This window comes from Neobacillus thermocopriae (genome assembly GCF_010975035.1).
Classification (GTDB): domain Bacteria; phylum Bacillota; class Bacilli; order Bacillales; family Cytobacillaceae; genus Neobacillus; species Neobacillus thermocopriae.
On the sequence record NZ_JAAIUV010000002.1, the window covers coordinates 118,684 to 140,993 of the forward strand.

Annotated in this window: 23 protein-coding genes; all 23 read left to right on the top strand. The window is 37.4% G+C overall.

The window, feature by feature from the left end; all coding sequences use genetic code 11:
- Positions 1-103: 103 nt before the first annotated feature.
- Positions 104-700, top strand: a complete 597-nt coding sequence (fapR, locus tag G4Z05_RS01970) for a transcription factor FapR (RefSeq protein WP_038541044.1) — start codon at positions 104-106, stop codon at positions 698-700.
- Entirely contained in the window at positions 684-1,688 is a 1,005-nt protein-coding gene (plsX, locus tag G4Z05_RS01975) for a phosphate acyltransferase PlsX (RefSeq protein WP_163250228.1), read from the top strand. The genes fapR and plsX overlap by 17 nt, the downstream gene beginning before the upstream one ends.
- Before the next feature lie 13 nt (positions 1,689-1,701).
- Positions 1,702-2,649 (top strand): ACP S-malonyltransferase, encoded by a 948-nt coding sequence (gene fabD, locus G4Z05_RS01980; protein WP_163250229.1) that lies wholly within the window; start codon positions 1,702-1,704, stop codon positions 2,647-2,649.
- Positions 2,646-3,389, top strand: a complete 744-nt coding sequence (gene fabG / locus G4Z05_RS01985) for a 3-oxoacyl-[acyl-carrier-protein] reductase (RefSeq protein ID WP_163250230.1) — start codon at positions 2,646-2,648, stop codon at positions 3,387-3,389. The genes fabD and fabG overlap by 4 nt, the downstream gene beginning before the upstream one ends.
- 82 nt (positions 3,390-3,471) lie before the next feature.
- The gene (gene acpP / locus G4Z05_RS01990) at positions 3,472-3,708 is read left to right on the top strand and encodes an acyl carrier protein (RefSeq protein WP_038541056.1); all 237 of its coding nucleotides are present in this window, start codon (positions 3,472-3,474) and stop codon (positions 3,706-3,708) included.
- Between the two features lie 158 nt (positions 3,709-3,866).
- Positions 3,867-4,604, top strand: a complete 738-nt coding sequence (gene rnc / locus G4Z05_RS01995) for a ribonuclease III (RefSeq protein WP_163250231.1) — start codon at positions 3,867-3,869, stop codon at positions 4,602-4,604.
- Between the two features lie 54 nt (positions 4,605-4,658).
- Positions 4,659-8,225, top strand: a complete 3,567-nt coding sequence (smc, locus tag G4Z05_RS02000; RefSeq protein WP_163250232.1) for a chromosome segregation protein SMC — start codon at positions 4,659-4,661, stop codon at positions 8,223-8,225.
- A gap of 19 nt (positions 8,226-8,244) precedes the next feature.
- Entirely contained in the window at positions 8,245-9,237 is a 993-nt protein-coding gene (gene ftsY, locus G4Z05_RS02005; protein WP_163250233.1) for a signal recognition particle-docking protein FtsY, read from the top strand.
- Between the two features lie 94 nt (positions 9,238-9,331).
- The gene (locus G4Z05_RS02010) at positions 9,332-9,664 is read left to right on the top strand and encodes a putative DNA-binding protein (protein WP_038541068.1); all 333 of its coding nucleotides are present in this window, start codon (positions 9,332-9,334) and stop codon (positions 9,662-9,664) included.
- A gap of 12 nt (positions 9,665-9,676) precedes the next feature.
- Positions 9,677-11,029 carry a signal recognition particle protein gene (ffh, locus tag G4Z05_RS02015; protein WP_163250234.1) on the top strand — a complete coding sequence of 451 codons (1,353 nt, stop codon included), beginning with the start codon at positions 9,677-9,679 and terminating at the stop codon, positions 11,027-11,029.
- Positions 11,030-11,137: 108 nt separating this feature from the next.
- The gene (gene rpsP, locus G4Z05_RS02020) at positions 11,138-11,410 is read left to right on the top strand and encodes a 30S ribosomal protein S16 (RefSeq protein WP_038541074.1); all 273 of its coding nucleotides are present in this window, start codon (positions 11,138-11,140) and stop codon (positions 11,408-11,410) included.
- Positions 11,411-11,422: 12 nt separating this feature from the next.
- Complete coding sequence (locus tag G4Z05_RS02025) at positions 11,423-11,653, top strand: KH domain-containing protein (protein WP_163250235.1); 231 nt, start codon at positions 11,423-11,425, stop codon at positions 11,651-11,653.
- An 83-nt stretch (positions 11,654-11,736) separates the two neighbouring features.
- The gene (locus tag G4Z05_RS02030) at positions 11,737-12,123 is read left to right on the top strand and encodes a YlqD family protein (protein WP_163250236.1); all 387 of its coding nucleotides are present in this window, start codon (positions 11,737-11,739) and stop codon (positions 12,121-12,123) included.
- Positions 12,124-12,138: 15 nt separating this feature from the next.
- Positions 12,139-12,657, top strand: a complete 519-nt coding sequence (gene rimM, locus G4Z05_RS02035) for a ribosome maturation factor RimM (RefSeq protein ID WP_163250237.1) — start codon at positions 12,139-12,141, stop codon at positions 12,655-12,657.
- On the top strand, positions 12,654-13,397 hold the full coding sequence (trmD, locus tag G4Z05_RS02040) for a tRNA (guanosine(37)-N1)-methyltransferase TrmD (RefSeq protein ID WP_240465289.1): 744 nt from the start codon (positions 12,654-12,656) through the stop codon (positions 13,395-13,397). The genes rimM and trmD overlap by 4 nt, the downstream gene beginning before the upstream one ends.
- Positions 13,398-13,537: 140 nt before the next feature.
- Positions 13,538-13,882: a 50S ribosomal protein L19 gene (rplS, locus tag G4Z05_RS02045; protein ID WP_038541088.1), complete on the top strand. Its 345-nt coding sequence runs from the start codon at positions 13,538-13,540 to the stop codon at positions 13,880-13,882.
- 186 nt (positions 13,883-14,068) lie between these two features.
- A complete protein-coding gene (lepB, locus tag G4Z05_RS02050; protein WP_163250238.1) occupies positions 14,069-14,626 on the top strand; it encodes a signal peptidase I in 558 nt (185 codons plus the stop codon).
- A gap of 53 nt (positions 14,627-14,679) precedes the next feature.
- Complete coding sequence (gene ylqF / locus G4Z05_RS02055) at positions 14,680-15,555, top strand: ribosome biogenesis GTPase YlqF (protein WP_163250239.1); 876 nt, start codon at positions 14,680-14,682, stop codon at positions 15,553-15,555.
- A 58-nt stretch (positions 15,556-15,613) separates the two neighbouring features.
- Positions 15,614-16,399 (top strand): ribonuclease HII, encoded by a 786-nt coding sequence (locus tag G4Z05_RS02060; protein ID WP_163250240.1) that lies wholly within the window; start codon positions 15,614-15,616, stop codon positions 16,397-16,399.
- 317 nt (positions 16,400-16,716) lie between these two features.
- Positions 16,717-17,877, top strand: coding sequence for an ADP-forming succinate--CoA ligase subunit beta (sucC, locus tag G4Z05_RS02065; RefSeq protein ID WP_038541097.1), 1,161 nt, complete (start codon positions 16,717-16,719; stop codon positions 17,875-17,877).
- A 31-nt stretch (positions 17,878-17,908) separates the two neighbouring features.
- Positions 17,909-18,811, top strand: coding sequence for a succinate--CoA ligase subunit alpha (gene sucD / locus G4Z05_RS02070; RefSeq protein WP_038541100.1), 903 nt, complete (start codon positions 17,909-17,911; stop codon positions 18,809-18,811).
- Between the two features lie 89 nt (positions 18,812-18,900).
- Complete coding sequence (gene dprA, locus G4Z05_RS02075) at positions 18,901-19,782, top strand: DNA-processing protein DprA (RefSeq protein WP_163250241.1); 882 nt, start codon at positions 18,901-18,903, stop codon at positions 19,780-19,782.
- 323 nt (positions 19,783-20,105) lie between these two features.
- Positions 20,106-22,184: a type I DNA topoisomerase gene (topA, locus tag G4Z05_RS02080; protein ID WP_163250242.1), complete on the top strand. Its 2,079-nt coding sequence runs from the start codon at positions 20,106-20,108 to the stop codon at positions 22,182-22,184.
- The last annotated feature ends 126 nt before the right edge of the window (positions 22,185-22,310 follow it).

A 22,310-nucleotide genomic window follows, 5' to 3' on the forward strand; every position in this document is an offset into this window, starting at 1 on the left:
AAAAGCAGATTTGCAAGATAAAAACTTATCCTTGCAATCTGCTTTTTTAAATTATATACTACTACTAGTACCTAGTCATAAGTTCGGATGGTGTGTGAGAGAAATGAGAAGAAGCAAAAAAGAACGCCAGCAATTATTAACTGCAACGATAAATGATAATCCCTTTATAACGGATGAAGAGCTGGCTGAAAAATTTCAGGTGAGTGTTCAAACCATTCGATTAGACCGATTAGAATTATCGATACCTGAATTACGGGAACGGATCAAAAACGTTGCGGAAAAAAGATTTGAAGATGAAGTTCGCTCTTTGCCTCTTGAAGAGGTGATTGGAGAAATCATTGATATGGAATTAGACAAAAGTGCGATTTCTATTTTTGAGGTAAAGAAAGAGCATGTTTTTAAACGGAATGGTATCGCTCGTGGACATTATGTTTTTGCACAAGCCAATTCCTTGGCTGTTGCTGTAATAAATGATGAGTTAGCATTAACGACAAAAGCAAATATCCAATTTAAACGATCTGTTAAATTGAATGAACGAGTGATTGCAAAAGCTAAGGTTATGAAAATTGATGAAAGTACCGGTAGAACATTAGTGCAGGTTTCGAGTTTTGTAAATAATGAACTTGTATTTACCGGAGAATTTGATATGTACCGTTCGAAATTTCGGTTAAAGGATGAGACTAATGAAGCTTGCGATTGATGCAATGGGCGGAGATCATGCTCCAAAGGAAATTGTTTTAGGCGCGTTGAAAGCGGTGGAGGAATTTCCTGATTTATATATTACCCTTGTCGGTGACGAAACGAAAATCAAAGAAACATTTGTAGGTCACGACAGAATTTCAATCATACATACAACAGAAGTCATTTTAGGAACGGATGAACCAGTGAGGGCTGTCCGTCGTAAAAAAAATGCTTCAATGGTACTTGCAGCACAGCAAGTTACAGATGGTCTGGCAGATGCTTGTTTATCTGCAGGAAATACAGGTGCTTTAATGGCGGCTGGACTGTTTGTAGTAGGTAGAATTGAGGGAATCGACCGACCAGCACTTGCTCCAACATTACCTACTATTGGTGGAGAAGGTTTTTTACTGATGGATGTTGGTGCCAATGCTGATGCAAAACCAGAGCATTTGTTGCAATATGCGATCATGGGCTCCATATACAGTGAAAAAGTTAGAGGCATTAAAGAACCACGTATTGGTCTTTTAAATATTGGTACTGAAGAAAAGAAAGGAAATGAGCTAACAAAACAAGCATTTGATCTTTTAAAAAATGCTCCAATAAATTTTGTTGGCAATGTGGAAGCGCGTGATTTACTTGATGGTGTAGCAGATGTTGTCGTAACCGATGGATTTACTGGCAATATGGTATTAAAATCAATTGAAGGTACTGCAATATCTATGTTTAAAATGCTTAAGTCAACATTAATGAGTAATTTTACAAGTAAGCTTGCCACTGCAGTACTTAAACCAAATTTAATGCGATTAAAAAATAAGTTGGATTATTCAGAGTATGGGGGAGCAGGATTGTTTGGGTTAAAAGCTCCGGTTATTAAAGCACACGGATCATCAAATGCCCAGGCCATTTATAGTGCAATCCGGCAAACTAGGGAAATGGTTGCGAATGACGTAGTAAGTCTGATTAAAGAAACCATTGAAAAATCCACTTCTGAACGATTAGTCCAATAAGGAGGAAATCACAATGGGTAAATTAGCTTTTGTATTTCCCGGACAAGGATCACAATCTGTTGGTATGGGCAAAGACCTTGCAGATCAGTATCCGGAAGTAATGAACTATTTTCAAAAGGCAGATGAAAAGTTGGAATATCCGTTAAGTAATTTGATTTTTAACGGTCCGAAGGAAGAGCTAACACAAACATTTAACACACAACCTGCATTATTAACAACTAGCATTGCCATTTTGAGCTATTTTCAAAAGTCAGGTATTCAACCCGATTATGTTGCTGGTCATAGCCTAGGAGAATATACAGCACTAGTTGCAGCAGGTGTTCTTTCTTTTGAGGATGGAGTGTATGCCGTTCGTAAAAGAGGAGAATTTATGGAAAATGCAGTTCCTAACGGTCAAGGGTCAATGGCGGCCGTACTAGGACTTGATAGAGAACCTCTTTTTCAAATAACGAATGAGGTTACAGAATCTGGGTTTCCAGTTTCTCTTGCCAATTTAAATTGTCCTGGACAGATTGTTATTTCTGGATCAAAAAAGGGTGTTGAATTAGCAGGAGTGAAAGCGAAAGAAGCTGGTGCGAAAAGAGTGTTGCCATTAGAGGTAAGTGGACCATTCCATTCCCCTTTAATGCAGCCGGCTGCTGATAAGCTTCTTCATGTATTGGACGGAATTGAACTGAAGGATGCAAAGGTTCCAGTAGTGATAAATGTTACTGCTGAACCAGTTTCTTCTGCTACAGAAATAAAAGAAAAACTAATTGAGCAGTTATATTCTCCTGTATTATGGGAAGACTCGGTCAAAACAATGATTTCTCTTGGTGTAGATACATTTATTGAAATTGGCCCTGGAAAAGTTCTTTCTGGCCTAATTAAAAAGATTGATAAAACGGTAAAAGTATTTTCCGTATCAGACCAAGAAAGCTCTCTTACAGTACTGGAGGCACTTAAGGAGGAGAAACAATGAATTTAGCAGGGAAAATTGCCCTTGTTACAGGGGCATCTCGAGGAATCGGAAGAGAAATTGCCCTTGAATTGGCTAGACAAGGTGCAAATGTAGTTGTTAATTTTTCTGGTAGTGAGGCTAAAGCAGGCGAAGTTGTGGATGAAATAAAGTCTCTTGGACAAGATGCTTTTGCCATTAAATGTAATGTTGCAAATTCTGAAGAAGTTGCCGAAATGGTGAAAGCTGTAATAGATCGTTTTGGCCGTTTGGATATTCTTGTTAATAATGCTGGGATTACTAGGGATAATTTATTAATGAGAATGAAAGAGGAAGAATGGGACGATGTTATTAATATTAACTTAAAAGGTGTCTTCCTCGTAACTAAGGCTGTTACACGTCAAATGATGAAGCAGCGTTCAGGTAGGATTATTAATATTTCCTCCATTGTAGGAGTAAGTGGAAATCCTGGACAGGCTAACTATGTGGCAGCTAAAGCTGGGGTAATTGGCTTGACAAAAACAACGGCAAAAGAATTGGCATCACGAAATATTACTGTCAATGCCATTGCGCCTGGTTTTATTACTACCGATATGACAGATAAATTGCCTGAAGATGTAAGAAATGAAATGTTAAAGCAAATTCCATTGGCTCGCCTTGGTGAGCCGAAAGATATTGCCAAAGCTGCTGCATTTCTAGCTTCTGATGATGCAGCTTATATCACAGGGCAAACCATCCATATTGATGGCGGAATGGTTATGTAATAGGATAGTAGGAAAATTTTTAGTATGTAGGTGTAATTTTCGACAAAATCCTCTATAATAGCTTGAGGGGAGGTGAGCAAGCATGGCAGCAGATACTTTAGCACGTGTTACTAAAATTATTGTTGATCGCTTAGGTGTAGATGAGTCTCAAGTTACACTTGAAGCTTCATTTAAAGAGGATCTTGGTGCTGATTCCCTAGACGTAGTAGAACTAGTTATGGAATTAGAAGATGAATTTGAAATGGAAATTTCCGACGAAGATGCAGAGAAAATCACTACTGTTGGTGATGCTGTGAATTACATAGAAAGCCAGAAGTAATCTTGTTGGAATTCTAAAAAAGCTCCGTTTTCAAACGGAGCTTTATTTTGTATGATAGAACTTGGCAAGTTTTTGGCCAGGTTTCTTTGCGTTTTAATATCAATAAACGTAAACTAGCATTATGAGTTGTTTAATTTAGTTACAAGGTGGAGAATACAATGCGCAGAAATGGAAAGGAAAAGGATTTTTATCATAGCGCAAACGAAAAATTTAAAGAATTTCAAAATTCCATTGGAATTAAGTTTAATAATGAGAAATTATTAAGACAAGCTTTTACCCATTCATCCTATGTGAATGAGCATCGTAGAAAGCCTTTTGAAGACAATGAAAGGCTAGAATTTTTGGGAGACGCTGTTCTCGAATTGACTATTTCACATTTTCTTTTTAAAAAATATCCTACGATGACAGAAGGAGAGTTAACCAAGTTAAGAGCTGCTGTTGTTTGTGAACCTTCACTTGTCACATTTGCTGGTGAACTCGGCTTTGGAAAACTAATCTTGCTCGGTAAAGGAGAAGAGATGACAGGTGGAAGGGAACGTCCAGCCCTCTTAGCTGACGTGTTTGAAGCGTTCATTGGGGCTCTTTATTTAGACAAAGGAATTGAAATAGTCATCCAATTCTTAGAAAAATATGTTTTTCCAAAAATAGATGCCGGTGCTTTTTCTCATGTGATGGATTTTAAAAGCCAATTGCAGGAACTCATTCAACGGGATGGAACTGGAGTCATTGAATATCGGATTCTTCAAGAAAAGGGTCCGGCACATAATAAAGAATTTGTTTCTAGGGTTACTTTGAATGGGGAAGAACTTGGTATTGGAACTGGTAAATCGAAGAAAGAAGCAGAGCAACATGCTGCTCAAATGGCGTTGGAAGTACTGAAATCAAAAAGATCTTAGTATAACAAATGTTTAGGAGGAGAAATCCCGGGCATTAACAGGGAGGATAAAGGAATGTATTTAAAACGGTTGGACATCATTGGATTTAAATCTTTTGCAGACCGTATTGGAGTAGATTTTGTTCCTGGAATTACCGCTGTTGTTGGTCCAAATGGCAGTGGAAAAAGTAATATTACCGATGCCATCCGCTGGGTTTTAGGTGAGCAATCTGCTAAATCTCTTCGTGGCAGTAAAATGGAGGATATTATTTTTGCTGGAAGTGATACGAGGAAGGCCCTAAATTTTGCTGAAGTAACCTTAACACTTGATAACCAGGATCAAGGGCTGGGGATTGATTATAATGAAGTGAGTGTAACTAGAAGAGTATCCCGTTCAGGAGAAAGTGAGTTTTATATTAATAATCAGCCTTGTCGATTAAAAGATATTATTGATTTATTCATGGATTCTGGCCTTGGACGGGAAGCTTTTTCTATTATCAGCCAAGGAAAAGTCGAAGAAATATTAAACAGCAAAGCGGATGAACGCCGTACGATCTTTGAAGAAGCAGCCGGGGTATTAAAATATAAAAATCGTAAGAAAAAAGCAGAATTTAAACTCACAGAAACACAGGATAACTTAAATCGTGTCAATGATATTCTGCATGAATTAGAGAGTCAGGTTGAACCGTTAAAAATTCAAGCATCTATTGCAAGAGAATATATTGAGAAGAAAGAAGAACTTGAAAAGTACGAAGTTGCATTAACTGTCCATGAAATAGAAGAACTGCATAAACAATGGGAAACTCTTTCAAAACAGGTTGAGGAGCGTCAACAAGAGGAATTAAAGCTTTCCTCAGAAGTACAGCTGAAGGAAGCAAAAATAGTAGAGACAAGAGATCAAATGGCTGCGTTAGATGAATCCATCACTGATCTTCAAAATGTTCTTCTTCATGTAAGTGAGGAGTTAGAAAAACTGGAAGGACGAAGAGAAGTTTTAAAGGAACGGAAGAAAAACGCAGCTCAAAATAAAGATCAATTGAAACTATCCATCACTGAAATGAACGAAAGATTAATACAGCTCCATAAAAATCATGATCTGCATGAGGATGCTGTTAAACAACTTGAAGGACAAGTAAAAACCCTTCAAGCAAAACTGGCGGAAAAGCAGGAAAAATTGCAGCTTTACGCAGAAAATTTAGATGAGACCATTGAAAGTTTAAAAAGTGAATATATTGATTTGTTAAATGAACAAGCGGGAACGAAAAATGAATTAAAAAATATTGATGAACAGCTAATGCATTTGGAAAGGAAAAGTGCTCGGCTTGATTCGGAAAATGAAAAGTTTATTCAGGAACGTGAAGACATACAAAAAAACAAGCTAAACGTAATCAATGACTTAAAAGAAATTCAGCAAAAGCTAGAGGAACAGGTTGTCACATACCGGGAACAGCAAAGAAAATTAGAAGTAGTTAAAGCTAATTATCAAAAACAGGAGAAAACGCTCTATCAAGCTTATCAACTTATACAGCAAGCAAAGTCTAAAAAAGAAATGCTTGAAGAAATGGAAGAGGATTATTCAGGGTTCTTTCAAGGGGTTAAAGAAGTTCTGAAAGTTCGTGGGAAAAAGCTTCAAGGAATTGAAGGAGCTGTTGCTGAACTTGTCACTGTTCCAAAGGAATATGAAGTTGCTCTCGAAACGGCTTTTGGCAGTGCCTTACAACATATTGTTGTCGATACGGAACAAAATGCCCGAATAGCAATCCAATATTTAAAACAAAACGGTTATGGACGAGCTACATTTTTACCTTTAAGTGTTATTAAGGGAAGGTCCCTTTCTTCAGCTCAAATTGCTTTAATCCAAGACCATCCTTCTTATATTGGAACAGCTGTAAGTCTTATTCAATTTGATAAGAAATATTCAGAGGTAATGAATAACCTATTAGGTAGTGTGGTTATTGCTAAAGATCTTAAAGGAGCCAATGAACTTGCAAAAATTCTCCAATACAGAGTTCGCTTAGTAACATTAGATGGAGATATCGTGAATCCTGGAGGATCTATGACGGGTGGTTCTGTAAAACAGAAAACTTCTTCCCTTTTATCTAGAAAGGGAGAGTTGGAAGACTTAAAAGCTAAGCTTGTCATAATGGAAGAAAAAACAAAGGGTTTAGAAGAAACGGTTAAGTCCTTAAAGGAAGAAGTTCGGAAAACAGAGGCAAAGCTCGAGGAAATACGTGAACATGGAAATGAGCTAAGATTAACCGAACAGTCTATTAAAGGAAATCTTCGTGAAGCTGAGCTTGAAGAGAAAAGTATTAATGACCGTTTGGCCATTTACGATATGGAAAAATCACAAATGGCAGAGGAACAACGTTCTCTTGAGAAAAGGAAATCACAAATAGAAGAAATGATGGGAGCTTTTCAAGAAAAAATTACTGAACTTGACAGTCAAATACTGGCATTGACGGAGCAAAAAAACAAGGATGCGACCTCCAAGGAGGCTCTCGCTTCAGAGATCAATGATCTAAAGGTAGAGTTTGCCTCTAAAAATGAACAGTATCTAAATGCAAAAGAACGTTTTACACAAACCGTAAATGATATTCGTGAACATAAAGAAAAGCTTAAGATTCTTGAAGAGGATCTAAAACTACTCCAATCAGAAATGACAACAAGCTCTACCGGTGAAGAGCAGCTAGAAGCAGCAGCCAGAGAAAAACAAAAGGATAAAGAATCCACTTTACAATTAATTGCCTCCAGAAGACAGGAGCGAATGGAACTTCAACATTTGCTTGAGGATCTCGAGATGGAGACCAAGGAACTTAAAAGACTTCATAAAGGATTAACGGTTGTTTTAAAAGACGAGGAAGTGAAATTGAATCGGTTAGATGTGGATCTTGAAAATAGGCTCACTCACTTAAGAGAAGAGTACTTATTATCTTTTGAAGGAGCAAAAGAACAGTATCCGTTAACGGTCTCACCAGAGGAAGCCAGAAAAAAAGTTAAACTGATTAAACTCGCCATAGATGAGCTTGGACATGTAAATCTTGGGGCAATTGAAGAATATGACCGTGTCTCTGAACGTTATGAATTCTTAAAGGAACAGAGACAGGATTTGCAAGAAGCAAAGGACACTCTTTTTCAAGTCATTGAAGAGATGGATGAAGAAATGAAAAAACGCTTCAAGCATACGTTTAATGGAATTAAGGAACATTTTGAACCTGTATTTCAAACTCTTTTTGGGGGCGGAAGAGCAGATTTAATTTTGACAGAGCCGGATGATTTATTAAATACCGGAGTAGAAATTGTGGCACAACCTCCTGGTAAAAAACTTCAAAATCTAGGTTTGTTATCTGGTGGAGAAAGAGCATTAACGGCAATTGCTTTATTATTTTCTATTTTAAAAGTTAGACCCGTACCGTTTTGTATTCTTGATGAAGTAGAAGCAGCCTTGGATGAAGCTAATGTTCATCGCTTTAGCCAATATTTAAAGCGATATAGTAAAGAAACCCAATTTATTGTTATTACCCATCGAAAAGGGACGATGGAAGGGGCTGATGTTCTTTATGGTGTTACCATGCAGGAATCAGGTGTTTCTAAACTGGTATCAGTACGTTTAGAAGATACAAAAGAACTAGTTGAATCTTAGAAAAAGGAATGTGAAAAAGATGAGTTTTTTTAAGAAATTAAAAGAAAAGATTACAAAATCTACAGATTCAGTGACAGAGAAATTTAAGGCAGGACTATCCAAAACAAGGGATAGTTTTACGGAGAAAGTGAATGACCTTATTGCTAGATATCGCAAAGTGGACGAAGAGTTTTTTGAAGAATTGGAAGAAGTGTTAATCCAAGCAGATGTTGGCTTTGAAACTGTTATGGAATTAATTGATGAGCTTAAAATGGAGGTAAAGCGCCGAAATATTCAGGACCCAGTGGAAGTTCAAAGTGTTATTTCTGAAAAGCTGGTGGATATTTATAATGCGGGAGAAGAAGCATCCTCTAAATTAAATATTCAACAGGATGGGTTGACGGTTATCCTCTTTGTCGGTGTAAACGGAGTTGGTAAAACAACGACTATTGGGAAATTGGCCCATAAGTTTAAATCAGAAGGAAAGAAAGTATTATTAGCAGCTGGTGATACATTCCGGGCAGGAGCCATTGAGCAGCTGGAAGTTTGGGGGAACCGTGTCGGAGTGGAGACGATTAAACAAACGGAAGGATCCGATCCGGCAGCCGTTATGTACGATGCGATTCAGGCTGCTAAATCCCGAAAAGTGGATATATTATTATGTGATACTGCAGGTAGGTTACAAAATAAAGTTAACTTAATGAAAGAACTTGAAAAGGTGAAGCGAGTAATCGAACGGGAAGTTCCAGGCGCTCCACACGAAGTATTGCTCGTATTAGATGCAACCACTGGGCAAAATGCCCTTGTTCAGGCGAAAACTTTCAAAGAAGCAACGAATGTCAGTGGGATTGTTCTGTCAAAATTAGATGGAACTGCAAAAGGAGGAATTGTTTTAGCTATTCGTAACGAATTAAATATCCCTGTTAAATTCGTCGGTCTTGGTGAGAAAATGGATGACCTTCAAGAATTTGATGCGGAGAAATATGTCTACGGCTTATTTGCTGACCAAGTAGAAAAGACTGAAACAGAATAACGAGTGTAAAGTTTTTTTCTTGACAGTATAAGTGGGACTGTGTAAACTACATTGTAAAGGCTTTTCACTTAACAAGTAGGGAGGGTTCTTTGGCATGCTTGAAAAGACAACAAGAATGAATTATTTATATGATTTTTATCATTCCTTGTTAACCCCAAAGCAGCAAAACTATATGTCTCTCTATTATTTGGATGATTACTCGCTTGGGGAAATTGCCGAAGAGTATGATGTTAGCCGTCAAGCCGTTTATGATAATATTAAACGGACAGAAGCAATGCTTGAGGAATATGAGGCAAAACTACTACTTTTTCAAAAATTCCAAGAACGCTCCATACTTATTCGTCAATTGAAAGAGTTATTAAACGAGGAAAACCCTTCAAAGCAGGCACTCCAAGATGTGGTTGCTGAGCTTGAGAAATTAAACTAGGAGGCGGCATAAATGGCATTTGAAGGATTAGCCGACCGACTGCAGAAAACGATCCAGAAAATCCGTGGAAAAGGGAAAGTATCAGAATCAGATGTAAAAGAAATGATGCGTGAAGTGCGCCTGGCTCTCCTTGAGGCTGACGTTAACTTCAAGGTCGTAAAGGATTTTGTAAAAAAAGTTAGTGAACGTGCCGTAGGTCAGGAAGTATTAAAAAGCCTAACGCCTGGGCAACAAATCATAAAAATTGTTAATGAAGAATTAACAGAGCTAATGGGGGGAGAGCAAAGTAAAATTGCGGTCTCTAACCGACCTCCAACCGTCATTATGATGGTCGGCCTTCAAGGGGCAGGTAAAACAACAACTACTGGGAAATTAGCTAACTTGCTTCGAAAGAAGTATAATAGGAAACCATTGCTGGTTGCTGCAGATATTTACCGCCCGGCTGCTATTAAGCAGCTTGAGACTCTAGGAAAACAATTAAATATGCCCGTTTTCTCACTTGGAGACCAGGTAAGTCCTGTAGAAATTGCAAGACAGGCAATTGCTAAAGCTAAAGAAGATCATCATGATTATGTGCTGATTGATACTGCAGGTCGACTTCATGTTGATGAAGCTTTAATGAATGAATTAAAAGACATTAAAGAATTGACCAAGCCTGATGAAATTTTCTTAGTTGTTGATGCGATGACTGGTCAAGATGCTGTGAATGTGGCACAAAGTTTTAATGAACAGCTGGATATTACCGGAGTTATTCTAACAAAACTTGATGGTGATACAAGAGGTGGGGCCGCATTATCCATTCGTGCTGTAACCCAGACACCAATTAAATTTGTTGGTATGGGAGAGAAAATGGATGCTTTAGAGCCTTTCCATCCAGAACGCATGGCATCAAGAATTTTGGGTATGGGTGATGTGCTTACATTGATTGAAAAGGCCCAAGCGAATATTGATGAAGAGAAAGCAAAAGAGCTGGAACAAAAGATGAGAACAGCATCATTTACGCTTGACGACTTTCTTGAACAGCTTGGCCAAGTTCGCAAACTCGGCCCACTTGATGAATTATTAAAAATGATGCCAGGGGCTAATAAGATTAAAGGTTTAAATAATCTTCAAATTGATGAAAAGCAGATTGCTCACGTAGAAGCTATTATTCGTTCGATGACAAAGGAAGAAAAACTACATCCGGAAATCATGAATTCCAGTCGCAAGCGCCGTATTGCAAAAGGAAGCGGACGTACGGTAGCAGAAGTGAATCGTCTTTTAAAGCAGTTTGAAGATATGAAGAAGATGATGAAGCAGATGACTGGTATGCAGCAAAAAGCTAAGAAAAAAGGCGGATTTAAATTCCCCTTTAAACCGTTTTAATTTGTAATAAATGGAAATACTACTATGTAAAGAAAAAACACTTTACAAATAAAAGAACAATTGGTATTATACTATCTTGTGTGAAACTATTCGGAGGTGCTTTTTTAAATGGCAGTAAAAATTCGTTTAAAACGTATGGGAGCAAAGAAATCTCCTTTCTATCGTATTGTAGTAGCTGATTCTCGTTCACCACGTGATGGACGTTTCATTGAAACAGTTGGAACTTACAATCCAGTGGCAGAACCTGCTCAAGTTCAAATTAACGAAGAATTAGCTCTTAAATGGTTACAAAACGGTGCAAAACCATCTGATACTGTACGTAACCTGTTCTCAAAACAAGGCATTATGGAAAAATTCCACAATGCAAAATTAAACAAATAATCGAAGGTTCCTATGAAAGAACTGATCGAAACAATTGTTAAGCCCCTTGTTGATTTTCCTGATGATGTCCTTGTTCAAATAAAAGAGGACGATTCAAAAATAACGTATCATCTGTCTGTCAATAAAGCAGATATAGGAAAGGTAATCGGCAAGCAAGGGCGTGTTGCAAAGGCCATTAGGACTGTTGTATATGCAGCAGGATCATCACAACAAAAGAAAATTTTCTTAGAAATTGGTGAATAGCTTTTTGCATCTAAAGAAAGGGAGGGTCAAGAAACCTCCCTTTTTTGGTATTTAAAGCTTCATGCTTGAAGGAGGCAATCATTATGCAAATAATCCAAACTGTTGTGGTGAAACAAATCCTAACAGAAAAAAGTAAACAACAGCTATTTGAAAAATATAATTCTAAAAAGCTGCAGTTACAAAAAGAATGTGATCAGTTACAGTTCGAATTAAAGCGTTTGGAAAAAACGAAAAATTTTTCACAAGTTTCCCTCAAAAATCAATTTGAAAAAGAAATTCAATTTCGTAAGGAAAAAATTAAGCTACTTGAGTTTCAAATCGAACAACTACATATCCTACCTTTAGGAAGTGAATTAAAAGAGCGGGAAGTTCAAGCTCTTGTTGAGATTAATGTAGGTGATACATGGGACGTAAGCTTAGGACAACCCACGATCATCATTAAAGACGGTATTGTAGAAGAAATACGTTAGAGGGTGAGAATTAGTATGGCAAAATGGTTTAATGTCGGTAAAATTGTCAATACACATGGCATAAAGGGCGAAGTAAGAGTAATTTCAAGAACAGACTTTCCCGAAGAGCGTTATAAAGTAGGGAATAAATTGTATTTGTTTTTACCAAATGAGGCTCAGCCTATCGAGTTAACCGTCAAAAGCCACCGTACTCATAAAAATTTTGATCTACTTGTTTTCGAAGGTTATGAAAACATCAACTTAGTGGAGAAATTCCGTGATGGGATTTTAAAGGTTCCTGAATCCCAGTTGAAGGAACTCGAAGAAGATGAATTTTATTTTCATGAAATAATTGGCTGTCTCGTTAAAACGACTCAGGGTGAAGTAATTGGAAAAATAACAGAAATTCTTACACCAGGTGCGAACGATGTGTGGGTGGTAAAAGGGGAGAATGGAAAAGATATATTAATCCCATATATCCACGATGTAGTGAAAGAAGTCGATGTACAAGAAAAAATGGTTCTAATTGAGCCAATGGAAGGGCTTCTATCATGATGCAGATTGATATTCTTACACTATTTCCTGAAATGTTTACTGGTGTACTAGGAACTTCGATATTAAACAAGGCAGCCGAGAAATCAGCCGTTCAGTACAATGTTGTCAATTTTAGAGATTTTGCTGATAATAAGCATGCAACTGTGGATGATTATCCTTATGGGGGCGGAGCAGGGATGGTTTTAAAGCCGCAACCAATTTTTGATGCAGTTGCCTTTCTTAAAAAAAAGGCAGAAAGTAAAAAGCCAAGGGTGATCCTTCTTTGTCCTCAAGGTGAAAGGTATGATCAGAGAAAAGCAGAACAATTAGCCCAAGAGGAGCATCTTATTTTTATTTGTGGACATTATGAGGGATATGATGAGCGTATTCGTGAAAACATCGTTACCGATGAAATCTCGATTGGCGATTATGTTTTGACTGGCGGTGAATTAGGAGCGATGGTGGTAATAGATAGTGTTGTGCGTCTATTGCCAGAGGTTTTAGGTAATCAAGAATCACACATGAAGGATTCATTTAGTACAGGGCTTTTAGAGCATCCTCATTATACTAGACCTGCTGATTTTCGCGGTTTAAAGGTTCCTGAAGTACTATTATCCGGAAATCATAAATTAATAGAGGAATGGCGCAATAAAGAGGCATTAAGACGGACATTTTTAAGAAGACCGGATTTATTAGATAAAATTGAACTTACTCCAGATCAACAAAAATGGCTTTCTGAAATAAAAAAAGAATATGAGTAGTATTGCAGACTATAAACAATTATGTTATTATATTTCTTGTGACTTAAGCCGATGTAGGTTGGTTTTAGTCTTAAAACGATGTTCCGCTGCATTGAAGTTTATTAGTATGTAAGAGCATCTGTTGGAAGGAGTTGAAAACGATGCATAAATTAATCGAAGATATCACAAAAGAACAACTTCGTACTGACCTTCCTGAGTTCCGTCCTGGTGACACTGTACGTGTACACGTAAAGGTTATCGAGGGTACTCGCGAGCGTATTCAGCTATTTGAAGGTGTAGTAATTAAGCGTCGTGGTGGTGGAATTAGCGAAACTTTTACAGTTCGTAAAGTTTCTTACGGGGTAGGCGTTGAGCGTACATTCCCATTACACACACCAAAAATTGCGAAGCTAGAAGTAGTTCGTCGCGGTAAAGTTCGCCGTGCTAAGCTTTACTACTTACGTAACCTTCGCGGTAAAAAAGCTCGTATTAAAGAAATCCGATAATAACAAAAAAGAGCTTGCATTGCAAGCTCTTTTTTCATACATAAATGATAACCGAATTTATTGCTAAAACTTAAATAATGTATTAAAGTTTTATTAAAAAATTTTCCCCTCGTGTTAAATGGAGTTAAGTTTTTGTAAAATAGTCTTTATAATAAGATTTTAAAGGCGAGAATGGTGGGGATTGAGATGGCAAAAAAGAAAAATGAATTATGGGAATGGACAAAAGCACTCTTAATCGCTGTGGTACTGGCAGCCGTTATTAGGTATTTTCTATTTGCGCCAATTGTCGTAGATGGCTTATCGATGATGCCGACATTGAAAGACCAAGACCGAATGATTGTGAATAAGCTTAGCTATAAAATAGGTGAACCGAAGCGTTTTGATATTGTTGTTTTCCATGCGCCTGAGCAAAAGGATTATATAAAAAGAGTAATTGGTTTACCAGGTGACACGATTGAGTATAAAAATGATACTTTATACGTAAATGGAAAACCGTATGATGAACCGTATTTAGATGAATATAAAAAACAGGTAGAGGACGGTCCACTAACAGAACCTTTTACATTGGAAGAAAAAATTGGCCGGAAAACAGTACCGGAAGGTGAATTATTTGTAATGGGGGATAATCGGCGATTTAGTAAGGACTCTAGACATATTGGAACGATACCGATGAGTAAAGTGATCGGGAAGACAAGCATTATATACTGGCCGATTCATGATGCCCGAATTCTTTCTAATAAATAACCCTACTTCAACTTCTGACTAGAACACTAAAGTTTTAAAGGGAGGATTCTCCTATGACGATACAATGGTTCCCAGGGCATATGGCCAAAGCTCGTAGGGAAGTCACAGAAAAATTAAAATTAGTGGATATTATTTTTGAACTGGTGGATGCGAGAATTCCTTATTCATCGAGAAACCCAATGATCGATGAAATTATTCAGCATAAACCAAGATTAGTTCTATTGAACAAAGCGGATATGGCAGATCCTGAGGTTACTAAAGAATGGATTGCTTATTTTTCGGAGAAAGGAATTAAAGCTTTGGCGATTAACTCTCAAGCTGGACAGGGAATGAGAGAAATCACTCAGGCTTCTCAAGAAATCTTAAAGGAAAAATTTGATCGTTTAAGAGCTAAAGGAGTAAAACCAAGGGCTATTCGAGCGATGATTCTTGGGATACCAAATGCAGGAAAATCGACACTGATTAATCGTTTAGCCAAAAAAAATATAGCTAAAACTGGTAATACACCTGGTGTTACAAAAGCACAACAGTGGATTAAAGTCGGAAAAGAAATGGAGCTACTGGACACACCAGGTATTTTATGGCCGAAGTTTGAGGATCAAGAGGTCGGAATGAAATTAGCGATCACAGGTGCCATAAAGGATACAATCTTAAATCTGCAAGATGTGACAGTATATGCATTAAGATTTTTAGAGCGAGTATATCCAGAGCGATTAAAAGAACGATACAAATTTTCTGAAATCCCTGAGGAAATTGTAGAAGTCTTCGACCATATTGGAAAACTAAGAGGCTGTTTAATGGGCGGAGGTATGGTTGATTATGATAAAGTAGCGGAACTGGTTATTAGGGAAATCCGTTCCGAAAAGTTTGGCCCACTTTCTTTTGAAAGACCGAGGGATATTCAGTTAGGGAAGGTAGATGAAAAATAGTAAAGCTCTCCACTAAGGGGAGCTTTATTTAAGTAGAAATTCTTTAGGGGGTGAGATTGTGAGCAAATTTTCAATAGCAGAAATTGAAACAAAAATTCGTACAATAATAGACGATCATGATCCTTTTATTCTCGAATTAGAAAAGGATGAGCGAAAAGGCGTACAAGCACTTCTTGCCAAATGGAAAAAAAGGCGGGACTATGAGAGAAATCTTGAAGCAAAGTTTTTTGAAATGGCTGAATTTGAACGAAAATACCGTGAACAAGGATTTAAATATATTGCAGGGGTGGATGAGGTTGGAAGGGGCCCCATTGCCGGTCCTGTTGTGGCTGCGGCGGTCATTTTGCCGGATGACTTTTTCTTACCAGGTATTGATGATTCCAAAAAGCTTTCTGAGAAAAAACGTCTGGAATATGATGAAATCATAAGAAAAGAAGCTCTTGCGGTTAGCATCTCCATGGTTCATGCACAAGAGATAGATGCAATCAATATTTATGAGGCAGCTAAGAAAGCGATGTTATCATCCATTGCTTCATTAAAGCAAAAACCGGATGTATTGCTGATTGATGCTATGAAACTTGAAACCCCTTATATTTCTGAATCTATTATAAAAGGGGATGCTAGAAGTATTTCTATTGCAGCTGCTTCCATCATTGCTAAAACAGCTAGAGATCAACTCATGAAAGAATATGGAGCATCAATGCCAAATTATGGTTTTGAAAAACACATGGGTTACGGAACAAAGGAACACCTTCAAGCATTAAAACAGTATGGAATCACCCCTATTCATCGGAAAAGTTTTGCACCGGTAAAGGAATTGGTACAAACATCAGTTTTAAAATAGGTTCATTACATAAAATGAATGGTAAAAAACAGGCAAATTGCCTGTTTTTTTTGTATCGAAATGAGAATCTAAATCAAGTGTTTTAGCAATTAGATTCTTTTGCTTTCCTTTCAGCCAAAATTTCATGCGATTTTTAAAAATATTTTAATAAAATTTTTAATTTACATTCATTAGTAGGAAAGTGTTCATTTCTACGGTTGGTTGAAAATAATGAATATGAAGATAATTTTTGTTTTAATGGTGGACAAGGTATGTCTCATTATATAAAATGAAAACGGAGTCAATTTTTTGAAGAGTAAGATTTAGGAGGATGGGAAATGAATATCCATGAGTATCAGGGGAAAGAAATCCTCAGAAAATATGGGGTTACTGTTCCAAATGGCAAAGTAGCATTCACGGTTGAAGAGGCGGTTGAAGCTGCTAAAGAACTTGGTACACAAGTATGTGTAGTAAAAGCACAAATTCATGCAGGTGGTAGAGGAAAAGCCGGTGGTGTTAAGGTTGCAAAAAACCTTGATGAAGTACGTACATACGCTAGTGAAATTCTGGGGAAAACGTTGGTTACACACCAAACAGGCCCTGAAGGAAAGGAAGTTAAGCGCCTCCTAATCGAAGAAGGCTGTGATATTAAGAAAGAATACTATATTGGTTTAGTATTAGATCGTGCTACTTCTCGTGTTGTATTAATGGGCTCCGAAGAAGGCGGTACAGAAATTGAAGAGGTTGCCGCAAAAACGCCTGAAAAAATATTTAAAGAAGAAATTGATCCAGTACTTGGTTTAATGCCATATCAAGCACGTCGTTTGGCATTTAATATCAATATTCCTAAAGAACTTGTGAATCAAGCAGTGAAATTCATGATGGGCTTATATAACGCCTACATCGATAAGGATTGTTCTATCGCTGAAATTAACCCATTAGTGGTTACTGGTGATGGTAAGGTAATGGCACTAGATGCGAAATTAAATTTTGATTCCAATGCTCTCTACCGTCAAAAGGATGTTTTGGAATATCGTGATCTAGATGAGGAAGATCCAAAAGAGATTGAAGCATCAAAATACGATTTAAGCTATATTGCTTTAGATGGTAATATCGGTTGTATGGTTAATGGTGCAGGTCTTGCAATGGCAACAATGGATATTGTTAAGCATTATGGCGGAGAGCCTGCTAACTTCCTTGATGTCGGCGGCGGTGCAACAGCTGAAAAGGTAACTGAAGCATTTAAAATTATCCTTTCTGATCCAAATGTTAAAGGTATTTTTGTTAATATTTTCGGCGGAATCATGAAGTGTGACGTAATTGCTGAAGGTGTTGTAACAGCAGCGAAGCAGGTTGGATTAAATATTCCTCTAGTTGTTCGCTTAGAGGGAACAAATGTTGACTTAGGTAAGAAAATCCTTGCTGAATCAGGTTTAAATATTATTGCTGCTGAATCAATGGCTGATGGTGCACAAAAAATTGTCGAGCTAGTTAAATAGGATCGTAGGATCATATGAAAGGGGAATTATCGTGAGCGTTTTTATTAATAAAGATACAAAGGTTATTGTTCAAGGTATTACAGGCGGTACAGCTCGTTTCCATACAAAGCAAATGCTTGAATATGGAACAAAAATCGTCGGCGGTACTTCACCTGGTAAAGGTGGAATGGAAGTAGAAGGTGTACCTGTCTTTAATACGGTGAAAGAGGCTGTCGAAGCTACAGGTGCTAATGCATCCGTTATATATGTTCCTGCCCCATTTGCAGCTGATTCCATTATTGAGGCAGTGGATGCAGAACTAGATCTTGTGATTTGTATTACAGAGCATATACCAGTATTAGATATGGTGAAAGTAAAACGCTATATGGAAGGCAAGAAGACTCGTCTTGTAGGTCCAAACTGCCCAGGTGTTATTACTCCAGATGAATGTAAAATTGGTATTATGCCTGGTTATATTCATACAAAAGGTCATGTTGGCGTAGTTTCTCGCTCTGGAACTCTAACCTATGAAGCAGTACATCAATTATCACAAGCAGGTATCGGCCAATCTACAGCTGTTGGGATTGGTGGCGACCCTGTTAACGGTACAAACTTTATTGACGTATTAAAAGCTTTTAACGAAGACCCTGAAACTTATGCGGTTATTATGATCGGGGAAATCGGTGGTACAGCTGAAGAAGAAGCTGCTCAATGGATTAAAGCTAACATGACAAAACCTGTTGTCGGCTTCATTGGTGGTCGTACAGCGCCTCCAGGAAAACGTATGGGGCACGCAGGTGCGATTATTTCCGGAGGAAAGGGAACAGCAGATGAAAAAATTCGCGTTATGAACGAATGCGGAATTAAAGTTGCAGAAACTCCGTCTGTTATGGGAGAAACTTTAATAAATGTTCTTAAAGAACATGGTTTATACGAAAAGTGTAAAACACATTAATACGTTCTATACATCAAGACTCTTACGGATAGTCCCTCATAAGATGAGGGGCTATTTTGCTTATTATAAATTAGGAGGGATTATATTTAATGGATGATTTCAGAGAAAAATTTATAACATTACTGCATTATCCGAATATGACATGGAATAATGTTTATAACATCCTAAAAAAGGACCCTAAACTTGAAGGATTTTATCGAGAATATATTAAAAAGAATCATCAGGAAACATTATATTCCCCGATACAAAACCCTTCCATAACCCCTTCCCTTACAACCTTCTATCCTGAAATCATTTATGATCAAATCCGCCAGTACAAAACAAATGATATAGCTGTTATTACCATCTTCGATAAACAATACCCTCCATATTTGAAAGAAATTTTTCAGCCGCCATGGGCGCTATTTGCTAAAGGAGATCTTTCCATTTTGGAACAGGAACCTAAGCTGGCTGTCGTCGGATCGCGTCAAGCTACACAATATGGTAAAAATGCTATTCGCATGATTTTTCCGGAATTAATTGAAAAGGGGGTTGTCATCGTAAGTGGTTTGGCAAAAGGAATTGACGCACTTGCTCATGAATGTGCGATGAAACATGGAGGGAGGACGATTGCGGTTCTTGCTGGGGGATTCTATCATATTTACCCAAAGGATAATATGAATCTCGCATTAAAAATGATGAAAACGCAATTAGTTCTCTCTGAATATCCACCAGATACAAAACCACAAAGGTGGCAATTTCCAGCTAGAAATCGTATAATAAGCGGACTATCCCGTGGCACACTAATCATTGAAGCTAAACGAAAAAGCGGATCTTTAATCACGGCCAATTACGCAGTGAATGAAGGAAGAGAAGTGTTTTCACTCCCAGGAAGTATATTTAATCCCTATTCCACTGGTGCAAATGAGTTAATTCAACAAGGTGCGAAATTAATTACAAAAGCTTCAGATATTTTAGAGGAATTAATTTAATGATTACTTTTTATGAAAAAATAGAACTTTTGCAGGTTTTTTTGAATAAATGAAGAAAAAAATAGCATAAAAGCTTGAAATTAATTCTAATATGTATTACATTTTCCATCAGATGTTTGAAATAGGAAAATGGAAATTGAGTTATTAATAAGGTTATTAATATATCGAAAATTTTGGGGTATGGGAGTTTTGTAAAGTATTATATTAACCAAAGTTGTCATAACTAGTATTTGGAAAACTTCTTAAATAGTAGGCAACTTAGAAACAGGCTTTTGCCGGATTCGAGTCGCTCTCACAGTTTCCCTCTAAGGAGGATTTAAGGAATGTCAGATTTTCTTGTAATCGTAGAATCGCCAGCAAAAGCGAAGACGATTGAAAGATATTTAGGAAGAAAATATAAAGTGAAAGCTTCAATGGGACATGTTATAGACTTACCTCGTAGCCAAACGGGTGTAGATGTTGAAAATGGATTTCAGCCAAAATACATTACGATTCGTGGTAAGGGACCCATTTTAAAAGAGTTAAAAACGGCTGCAAAAAAAGCGAAGAAAGTATTTCTGGCAGCCGACCCTGACCGCGAGGGAGAAGCAATTGCTTGGCATTTGGCACAAAGTTTAGGTGTTGATACAAATTCTGATTGCCGCGTTGTTTTTAATGAAATCACGAAGGATGCAATTAAAGAATCCTTTAAACACCCACGTCCAATTAATATGGATTTAGTAGATGCGCAGCAAGCAAGAAGAATATTAGATCGACTTGTAGGCTATAACATAAGTCCAATCCTTTGGAAAAAGGTGAAAAAAGGATTAAGTGCAGGCAGGGTACAATCTGTTGCCGTTCGATTAATCATTGATAGGGAAAATGAAATTAAAGCGTTTACCCCGGAAGAATATTGGACAATCGAAGCAGAGTTTATTAAGGGAAAAGAGTCATTTAAAGCTGTTTTTCATACGTTAGCGGGAAAAGAGAAAACGGAGCTGAAGTCAGAACAAGATGTTCAAAAAGTATTACAAGAGATAAATGATAATAAGTTTAAGGTTATTTCTGTTACGAAAAAAGAACGGAAAAGAAATCCTGCTCCGCCATTTACTACGTCTTCTTTACAGCAGGAGGCAGCCAGAAAATTAAATTTCCGTGCTAAAAAAACAATGATGCTTGCCCAACAATTATATGAAGGGATAGAACTCGGAAAGGAAGGGACAGTTGGTCTCATTACTTATATGAGAACAGATTCAACTAGAATTTCCGAAGTAGCGCAAAACGAAGCGGCAGATTACATTCGTTCAGTATTTGGAGAAAATTATTTAAAAACGGAGCAAAAGAAAGAGAAAAAGCAGACTAATGCACAAGATGCTCATGAAGCCATTCGTCCAACTAGCGCATTTAGAGATCCTAATAGTTTAAAGGAATTTTTATCAAGGGACCAATTAAGGTTATATAAATTAATTTGGGAACGGTTCCTAGCCAGCCAAATGGCTCAAGCGGTAATGGACACTATGAGCGTAGATTTACAAAATGGAAGTGCCATTTTCCGTGCAACAGGTTCAAAGATCAAATTTCATGGCTTTATGAAGTTATATGTAGAAGGAACAGATGATCAAGTTGAGGAAGTAGGCAAAATGCTTCCAGAACTTAATGAAGGTGACGAAGTTTTCAAGAAGGATATAGAGCCTAAGCAGCATTTTACTCAGCCGCCTCCACGATATACAGAAGCGAGGTTGGTAAAAACTCTTGAAGAGCTAGGCATCGGTCGTCCATCCACCTATGCACCTACTTTGGATACGATTCAAAAGCGTGGATATGTTAGCCTTGAAAATAAACGCTTTGTTCCGACAGAGCTCGGGGAAATTGTCCATGAATTAATGTTGGAGTTTTTCCCGGAAATCGTCGATGTAGAATTTACTGCTAAAATGGAAGAAGGGCTGGATCATATTGAAGAAGGCCAGATCCGATGGGTGGAATTAGTTGATGAGTTTTACAAAGAATTTAAAGTACACTTAGAAAAAGCCGAGAAAGAAATGCAGGAAGTAGAAATAAAAGATGAACCTGCAGGGGAAGATTGTGAAATCTGTGGCAGTCCGATGGTATTTAAAATGGGCCGGTATGGAAAATTCATGGCCTGCAGTAATTTCCCTGATTGCCGTAATACAAAACCAATTGTTAAAGAAATCGGTGTAACTTGTCCTAATTGTAAAGAAGGGACCATTGTTGAAAGGAAAAGTAAGAAAAAAAGAGTTTTTTACGGCTGCAGTCGTTTTCCTGAGTGTGAATTTTTATCTTGGGATAAGCCGTTGCCAAGATCCTGTCCAAAATGCGACGGTCTTCTTGTAGAAAAGAAATTAAAGAAGGGCGTCCAAGTTCAATGTGTTGCTTGTGATTATAAAGAAGAACCACAAAGCTAGGGAGTGGGCATTGCCTACTCTTTTTATTTCGTTAATGTATAAAACTTTTTTCTTTTTCAAACGTATAGTACAATGCAAGATGGACTTCATTGAGGGAAAGTTATATGTAATACTATTTTTATTTGA

Coding starts and splice junctions, on each gene's coding strand:
- G4Z05_RS02025 (WP_163250235.1), top strand. CDS start 11,423: ATGAAAGAACTGATCGAAACAATTGTTAAGCCCCTTGTTGATTTTCCT.
- G4Z05_RS02010 (WP_038541068.1), top strand. CDS start 9,332: ATGCTTGAAAAGACAACAAGAATGAATTATTTATATGATTTTTATCAT.
- trmD (WP_240465289.1), top strand. CDS start 12,654: ATGATGCAGATTGATATTCTTACACTATTTCCTGAAATGTTTACTGGT.
- lepB (WP_163250238.1), top strand. CDS start 14,069: ATGGCAAAAAAGAAAAATGAATTATGGGAATGGACAAAAGCACTCTTA.
- topA (WP_163250242.1), top strand. CDS start 20,106: ATGTCAGATTTTCTTGTAATCGTAGAATCGCCAGCAAAAGCGAAGACG.
- rplS (WP_038541088.1), top strand. CDS start 13,538: ATGCATAAATTAATCGAAGATATCACAAAAGAACAACTTCGTACTGAC.
- fabD (WP_163250229.1), top strand. CDS start 1,702: ATGGGTAAATTAGCTTTTGTATTTCCCGGACAAGGATCACAATCTGTT.
- G4Z05_RS02030 (WP_163250236.1), top strand. CDS start 11,737: ATGCAAATAATCCAAACTGTTGTGGTGAAACAAATCCTAACAGAAAAA.
- smc (WP_163250232.1), top strand. CDS start 4,659: ATGTATTTAAAACGGTTGGACATCATTGGATTTAAATCTTTTGCAGAC.
- ylqF (WP_163250239.1), top strand. CDS start 14,680: ATGACGATACAATGGTTCCCAGGGCATATGGCCAAAGCTCGTAGGGAA.
- rimM (WP_163250237.1), top strand. CDS start 12,139: ATGGCAAAATGGTTTAATGTCGGTAAAATTGTCAATACACATGGCATA.
- ffh (WP_163250234.1), top strand. CDS start 9,677: ATGGCATTTGAAGGATTAGCCGACCGACTGCAGAAAACGATCCAGAAA.
- fapR (WP_038541044.1), top strand. CDS start 104: ATGAGAAGAAGCAAAAAAGAACGCCAGCAATTATTAACTGCAACGATA.
- ftsY (WP_163250233.1), top strand. CDS start 8,245: ATGAGTTTTTTTAAGAAATTAAAAGAAAAGATTACAAAATCTACAGAT.
- rpsP (WP_038541074.1), top strand. CDS start 11,138: ATGGCAGTAAAAATTCGTTTAAAACGTATGGGAGCAAAGAAATCTCCT.
- plsX (WP_163250228.1), top strand. CDS start 684: ATGAAGCTTGCGATTGATGCAATGGGCGGAGATCATGCTCCAAAGGAA.
- acpP (WP_038541056.1), top strand. CDS start 3,472: ATGGCAGCAGATACTTTAGCACGTGTTACTAAAATTATTGTTGATCGC.
- sucC (WP_038541097.1), top strand. CDS start 16,717: ATGAATATCCATGAGTATCAGGGGAAAGAAATCCTCAGAAAATATGGG.
- rnc (WP_163250231.1), top strand. CDS start 3,867: ATGCGCAGAAATGGAAAGGAAAAGGATTTTTATCATAGCGCAAACGAA.
- fabG (WP_163250230.1), top strand. CDS start 2,646: ATGAATTTAGCAGGGAAAATTGCCCTTGTTACAGGGGCATCTCGAGGA.
- dprA (WP_163250241.1), top strand. CDS start 18,901: ATGGATGATTTCAGAGAAAAATTTATAACATTACTGCATTATCCGAAT.